The organism is Polaromonas sp. P1_G4 (assembly GCF_056405475.1).
The window spans coordinates 1-6,430 of the sequence record NZ_JBFUCA010000233.1 but is presented as its reverse complement, the minus strand read 5'-3'; the positions used below and the strand labels follow the sequence as shown (position 1 = coordinate 6,430).

Sequence of the window (6,430 nt, the reverse complement as noted above, 5' to 3'; positions counted from 1 at the left end):
GATGAGCATACCGTCGGCGCAACCATTGACCCAGGCCGGCAGCCGGAACTGCCTTGTCAGCACCACGGTTTGCCGCCGGACGTTGACAAGAAGGATCGCTGCGCCGTTGCCGCGGTCATAGACCTCGCGTGTCTGCTGCTGCCACGTGCCGCCGCGGCGGCGCAACTCGATGGTGAGTTTGCGCAACACATACCAGTTGTCGGACAGGCGTTCATCGCCGAGCACGCGCACGTGTGGTGCGGGCGGTGGAATCAGGAAGGAAGGGCGCATTCGGATTGGTTGATTTCGTGTAATATCGTGCATTATTATGAAATTTCGTGCAATTGTCCAGCTTCACGCCAGATAGAAACCGGAGCCGAAACCCCATGCTGACCAGCCAACGCAAACACCTGCTGCTGACACGCCTTGACCGTGACGGGCAACTGGTTGCCAAGACCGTCAGCCAGGAACTGGGTATTTCGGAAGACACCATCCGGCGCGACCTTCGCGAGCTGGCCCAGGCGGGCAAGCTCCAGCGTGTCCATGGCGGGGCCTTGCCTGCTTCACCGGCCGTCGGCAATGTGACGGTGCGCGAGCAGATTGCGCCGCTGGACAAGCAGGCCATCGGCCGGGCGGCGGCGGCCATGGTCCAGCCAGGGCAGGTGGTGATCATCGACGGCGGCACCACCGCGCTGCAGATGGCGCGGCACCTGAGTGAAGACCTTCATGCGACGGTGTTTACCCACAGCCCGGCGGTTGCCATGGAACTGGCTCGCTGTCCCCACCTCGTGATTCAGCTGCTTGGCGGGCGGCTCTTTCGGCACTCCATGGTGGCCATGGGGGCCGAGTTGATGGAGCAGCTATCCCGCCTGCGGGCCGATGTGTTTTTCATGGGGGCGACCGGCGTGCATGCGTCGGCGGGCGTGACCACGGGAGATTCCGAAGAAGCCGCCGTCAAGCGGGCGCTGCACCGCTGCGCCTCGGAAACGGTGCTGCTGGCATCGGGCGAAAAACTTGGCGCGGCTTCGGCCTGCCGCATCATGGCGTTGGCCGATGTGTCGGCGGTGGTGGTTCACCGCGACGCGCAGGCAGCGTGGATCAGCAGCGCCAGACGTGCCGGCGTGCGTGTGGTGAGGGCGGGCTGATCAAGCCTGGGGTATCAGGGCGCTGTCGGGGCGGCCAGGCTGTTCAGCGCAGGCCTGACTTGTACCGGGCAATGGCCTTGGCCCGGAGGTCTTCGCTGATTTCTGTTTCACTTGCGGCAGGAGCGGCCGCGACGGCGCGCGACGGTGCGGGCGATGCAGCGGACGCTGACAGCAATGGTTCGCTGCCGCTGCGGGGTCCGAAAATCTTGGTCTGCGCATAGGCCGCATAGCTGCGCAGGCGCTCGTCCTTGCTGTTGAGCGCTTCCTGAATTACTTCAGTGGCGTACGGCAGGTCATGCAGGAATTGATGGACATTCAACGAACGGCCGAACTCCCGCTTCATGGGAATGACCATCCGCACCGCGTAGGCCATGAGATCGGAGTCGTCAGGCGGCGTCATGGTTAACAGCATGGTTTACGTGTCTTGATGGGGGGAACTCAAGCACCTGAAATCATCTCGCCGTGCTGGGCAAGGTCAAGGCCCAGTTCTTCCTCTGCCGTGGTTACGCGAAGGCCTGCAAGGGGCTTGACCACCAGCAAAATCAGCCAGGTCGCGACGCCTGCGTAAGCTGCAACGGCGCAGGCTCCCACGAGGTTGGTAAACACGGTGGCGGTCACGGGTGCAATTTCCTTGAGCGCAAAGACCGGGGTCAGGACCGTGCCGATGATGCCGCCCACGCCATGCAGGGCAAATACGTCAAGCGAGTCGTCAATTCCTGTGGCACGCTTGAAGCGGGTCACGGCCAGGAAGCAGCCGACGCCGCCCGCAAAGCCCAACACCGATGCGCCCATGACGCCGACAAAACCGGACGCCGGCGTGATGGCGACGAGGCCGGCAATGGCGCCAGTTGCCATGCCCAGCACGCTGAACTTGCCGCGCTGGACATATTCGCAAATGCCCCACATGAACGCGCCAACGCAGGCCGCCACCTGGGTGGCCAGCAGGGCGCCCACGGCGCGCGAACTGGCTTCAAAGGCCGAACCGGCATTGAAGCCGAACCAGCCCGCCCACAAGAGCCCGGCGCCGATGATGGATATCAAGAGGTTGTGCGGCACCATGGGTTCGGTTCCGAAACCCTTGCGCGGACCCACAACCTTGGCCGCCACCAGGCCGCTGACGCCGGCCGCGATGTGCACCACTGTGCCGCCCGCAAAGTCCATGTGGCCCATGCTGGCGAGCCAGCCGGTGGGTTGCCAGATCCAGTGCGCCACAGGGGCGTATACCAGGATGGTCCAGAAGGCCGCGAAGAAAATGGTGGCGCTCAGGCGCATTCGCTCCACAGTGGCGCCGATGATCAGCGCGAAGGTAATGATGGCGAATGCCAGCTGGAACAGGAAGAAAGCGGATTCCGGCACGGAAGGCGCTGAAACGTGCGCGCCGACTTTTGCGCCCAGCAGGCCTTCGCTCAGTGCCCGGCTCATGTCACCGATCCAGGGGTTGCCGGGCGTGAAGGCCAGCGAGTAGGCAATGCCCGCCCATACCAGCGTGACAACTGTGGTGGCCGCAAAGGTGTGCGCCACGATGGAGAGCGCATTTTTGGCCCGCATCATGCCGCTGTAAAACAGCATGATGCCGGGAATGGTCATCAACAGCACCAGGACGGTCGAGATGAGCATCCAGGCGGTGTCTGCGCCATTGAATTTCGCAACGGCAGGCGCCGCGGCGGCGGCGGCGGTCTGGGCATGAAGAGGGGCAGACGCCAGAAGCGCCAGCACAGGGGCCAGCACATTGATGGCAGACGGCCTGCGGATAACCAGGACTTGGCTCATACATTCCCCTCTCGTTGTTTTAGCTGCTATCAGCTGCTATGCGGTACGAGGGATGTTACATCCGGCTACATGTATTGGGTAAGTAAAAAATACCTGTTTTTGGGCATTATTCCTTGTTCTGTAGCATTTCGGCTTGTTTTGGGGCGCGTTTGCCGCCGGCCACCTGCAATGCCTCATTCTGCTGCGCACCGTCAGCAAGGCTCCTGTCCATCTGAAACAGCTGTGCCAGTGCCTGCCGGTATTGCGGCTGGCCGACCAGGTTGGTGTCGTGGTGCGAGCCACCCGGCACCAGCAGGAAGAGCTTGGGCTGCGCTGCGGCGTCATAAAGTTTGCGCCCCAGGTCCGGCAGGATGAGGCGGTCTTCGCCGCCATGCACCACCAGCAGGGGGGAGCCGATCTTGCCGACTTTTCGGACGGCCTCGAAACGTTGGGTGATGAGCAGCGACACCGGCATCCAGCCCCACTGGGACGTACTCACCACATCGGCGATGGAGGTGAATGTGCTTTCGACAATCGTGCCGCTTTCATCGGCCACTTCAGTGGCCAGGTTGATGGCAATTGGCCCGCCCAGCGAGTGTCCGAAGATGTAACGGGGGCGGCCGGGGTACTTTTTGGCCAGCCAGTCCCACGCGGCGCGGGCGTCTTCGTAGGCCGATGTTTCCGACGGCAGTTCGTAGGTGCTTTTGCCAAAACCGCGATAGTCGATCCCCAGGACCGAGAAGCCGAGCTCCTGCATGCGGCGCATGCGCGGCGCGGAGCCGGTAACGTTGTAACGCGCGCCATGCAGGTACAGCAGCACGGGGGTTTTGCTTGCGGCATCGGGCTCGTCTGCCGGCAGCCACAGGCCGTGCAGGCGGACGGGGTGGTCGCCGTCACTGCCGTTGCCGCCAGCGGCGTTGAAGTCAATCCAGACGTCTTCCATGCCAACAGCGGCGGCAGCGCCCCCGCTCCAGGTGCGGTCGCTGGGCTGGAAGATCCAGGCCCGCTGCTTTTCGTCAAGGGTGGCGCAGCCCGCCAGCAACGCCAGCGTCATCAGGAAAGAAGTAAAGAGGTGCCAGCGTTTCATGCAAGTGAATGATTCGCCGGGCGCCGGAAAGTTCAGCGTCCGCGCATGAAGAGCGTGTCAAGCTCCCGGATGCTGACCTGCCGCCAGGTGGGCCGCCCGTGGTTGCACTGGTCGGAGCGCTCAGTGGCTTCCATCTGGCGCAGCAGGGCGTTCATTTCGTCAAGCGTGAGCTTGCGGTTGGCGCGCACGGCGCCGTGGCAGGCCATGGTCGACAGCAACTCGTTCTGGGCCCGCTGTATGACGGTGCTGGCGTCGTGCTGGGCCAGTTCGGCCAGCACGCTGCGGGCCAGCTCCACCGCATCGCCCTGCGCCAGGCTGGTGGGCACGGCGCGCACCGCCAGGGTTTTGGGCGAAAAAGGCGTGATTTCCAGGCCCAGCGTTGCCAATGCCTGGGCGTTGGCCTCAGCCGTGGCCACTTCCTGGGGGCTGGCGGCAAAGGTGGCCGGAATCAGCAGCGGCTGGCTGATGATGCTGGCACCATCGGCGCCATCGGCACCGTCCATCTGGGTTTTCAGGCGTTCATAGACGATGCGCTCATGGGCAGCGTGCATGTCCACAATGACAAGGCCCTGGGTGTTTTCGGCCAGCACGTAGATGCCCTGCAGCTGGGCGATGGCGCGGCCCAGCGGCCAGTCGCCGGAGGGCAGGGCGCTTGCGCCTTCAGGCACGCCAGGGTTTGCCATGCCATTTCCGGCTGGGGGAATGGTGACGTACAGGGCATCCTCGCCAGATTCCCGCGGGCTGGGCGCGACGGCTTGCGATGACGGCCACATGGCGTCRAAGTCGGAGGCCCTGTGGCCGCCGTTTGCTACAAAATTGATAGCTGGTTGCGCCCATCCCTGTTGCGAAAAAGCCTTGTTTTGTTCAAGAAATCCGGTGGGCGTGACAGCAGCGTCTTCCGTGCCGGCCTGGACAGCTGCCATGGAGCGCGGAACGGCCAGCGCGTTTTCGGTGGCGTGGCGCACGGCCTGGTGCACCTCGCGGCTGTCGCGAAAACGCACTTCGATCTTGGTCGGGTGCACGTTCACGTCCACGCGGGACGGGTCGATCTCGACATACAACGCATAGACCGGCTGGCGGTGGCCGTGCAGCACGTCTTCATAGGCACTGCGCGCAGCGTGGGTCAGCACCTTGTCGCGCACGTAACGGCCGTTGACATACGCGAACTGCTGGTCGGCGCGCGAGCGGGCGGCATCCGGAATGCCGGCGACGCCCCAGACGCGCACGGCCGGCAGGCCGTCGGCGCGGCGGGCCGAGCTTTCATAGCTGACGGCGACGGACTGCTCAACAAATTCGCTGCCCAGCACGTCGGCCAGGCGCTGCTGGTGGGCGTTGTCGCCTGCCGCCGCGCGCCATTGCTCGACCAGCTTGCCTTCGTGCCAGATGGCAAAACCCACATCGGGCCGCACAAGGGCATGGCGGCGTACGGCTTCAATGCAGTGGGCCAGTTCGGTGGCATCGGTTTTCAGGAATTTGCGGCGCGCGGGCGTGGCGTAAAACAGCTCCCGCACTTCCACGCTGGTACCGCGGCTGCGGGCGGCGGGCTTCAGTTCGCCGGTGCGGCCGTCAAGCTGCCATGCGTGTTCATCCGCGGCGGTTCTGGACAGCAGGCTCATGTCTGCGATCGAATTGATCGCCGCCAGCGCCTCGCCCCGAAAACCCATGGTGCCGACGGCTTCGAGATCCTGCAACGACGCAATCTTGCTGGTGGCATGGCGCCTCAGGGCGACGGGAAGTTCTTCGCGCGGGATGCCGAAGCCGTCGTCTTCGACCATGATGAGCCGCACGCCACCGGCCAGCAGCCGCACAGTCACCTGTGTGGCGCCGGCGTCCAGTGCGTTGTCGACCAGCTCGCGCACGACGGACGCTGGGCGCTCCACCACTTCGCCGGCCGCAATCTGGCTGATCAGTTCATCGGGAAGTTCGCGGATCGGGCGGCGGGCGGGCAGGGTCATTGCGCAGATTTTACGGGTTTGGCTGTTGAGGGACATGCCGTAAACCCCCTGCGTCCTGAGGCTTTCCCGCACTGGTTCAATCAGCAACTTGTAATAGTCTGTTGGCGATTTGCAAGGTTTGGGGCATGCCATGAAGCTCATTGGCCATCCCTGCAGGCCTGCTGGTTTCATACCTGTCAAAATTGCCGGCATGGAACTAGTCACCTTTCTCATCGATTTCATTCTTCATGTCGACAAGCACCTGGAAGCCTTTGTCACCAGCTACGGCGCATGGGTGTATGCCCTGTTATTCCTGATTATTTTTGTGGAGACCGGCGTAGTCGTCATGCCTTTTTTGCCGGGCGATTCACTGTTGTTTGTGGTGGGTGCGATGTGCGGTGTCGGCCTCATGAGTTTTCCGGTAGCGGTGGCGTTGCTGTTTGTGGCGGCTGTGCTGGGCGACCAGTGCAACTACAGCATAGGGCGGGCTTTGGGGCCCAAGGTGTTCCAGTGGGAAAACTCGCGCTGGTTCAACA

At 63.4% G+C, this 6,430-nt stretch carries 7 protein-coding genes; 2 read left to right on the top strand and 5 right to left on the bottom strand.

What is annotated here, in order from left to right:
• The coding region (locus AC1D1X_RS12910) for an NUDIX hydrolase (RefSeq protein WP_477698406.1) at nt 1-270 on the bottom strand (270 nt) is incomplete at its 3' end.
• Nucleotides 271-365: 95 nt separating this feature from the next.
• On the opposite strand from AC1D1X_RS12910, the gene AC1D1X_RS12905 reads away from it, so the two are divergent.
• On the top strand, nt 366-1,124 hold the full coding sequence (locus AC1D1X_RS12905; protein ID WP_477671151.1) for a DeoR/GlpR family DNA-binding transcription regulator: 759 nt from the start codon (nt 366-368) through the stop codon (nt 1,122-1,124).
• A 43-nt stretch (nt 1,125-1,167) separates the two neighbouring features.
• Here the strand turns inward: AC1D1X_RS12905 and AC1D1X_RS12900 are convergent, their stop codons facing one another.
• The 4 genes from AC1D1X_RS12900 to mutL form a co-directional block, all read right to left on the bottom strand.
• Complete coding sequence (locus tag AC1D1X_RS12900) at nt 1,168-1,536, bottom strand: hypothetical protein (RefSeq protein WP_477671150.1); 369 nt, start codon at nt 1,534-1,536, stop codon at nt 1,168-1,170.
• A 26-nt stretch (nt 1,537-1,562) separates the two neighbouring features.
• Nucleotides 1,563-2,894, bottom strand: coding sequence for an ammonium transporter (locus tag AC1D1X_RS12895; RefSeq protein WP_477671149.1), 1,332 nt, complete (start codon nt 2,892-2,894; stop codon nt 1,563-1,565).
• A 106-nt stretch (nt 2,895-3,000) separates the two neighbouring features.
• Nucleotides 3,001-3,960 carry an alpha/beta hydrolase gene (locus AC1D1X_RS12890; protein ID WP_477671148.1) on the bottom strand — a complete coding sequence of 320 codons (960 nt, stop codon included), beginning with the start codon at nt 3,958-3,960 and terminating at the stop codon, nt 3,001-3,003.
• 32 nt (nt 3,961-3,992) lie between these two features.
• On the bottom strand, nt 3,993-5,915 hold the full coding sequence (gene mutL, locus AC1D1X_RS12885) for a DNA mismatch repair endonuclease MutL (RefSeq protein ID WP_477671147.1): 1,923 nt from the start codon (nt 5,913-5,915) through the stop codon (nt 3,993-3,995).
• 190 nt (nt 5,916-6,105) lie between these two features.
• On the opposite strand from mutL, the gene AC1D1X_RS12880 reads away from it, so the two are divergent.
• Nucleotides 6,106-6,430, top strand: a 325-nt coding sequence (locus tag AC1D1X_RS12880) for an SNARE-associated domain-containing protein (protein WP_477698405.1), incomplete at its 3' end; no start/stop codon positions are given.

What these genes read in the sequence shown, in the direction of transcription:
- AC1D1X_RS12905 (WP_477671151.1), top strand. Translation starts at nt 366, where the DNA reads ATGCTGACCAGCCAACGCAAACACCTGCTGCTGACACGCCTTGACCGT.
- AC1D1X_RS12900 (WP_477671150.1), bottom strand. Translation starts at nt 1,536, where the DNA reads ATGCTGTTAACCATGACGCCGCCTGACGACTCCGATCTCATGGCCTAC.
- AC1D1X_RS12895 (WP_477671149.1), bottom strand. Translation starts at nt 2,894, where the DNA reads ATGAGCCAAGTCCTGGTTATCCGCAGGCCGTCTGCCATCAATGTGCTG.
- AC1D1X_RS12890 (WP_477671148.1), bottom strand. Translation starts at nt 3,960, where the DNA reads ATGAAACGCTGGCACCTCTTTACTTCTTTCCTGATGACGCTGGCGTTG.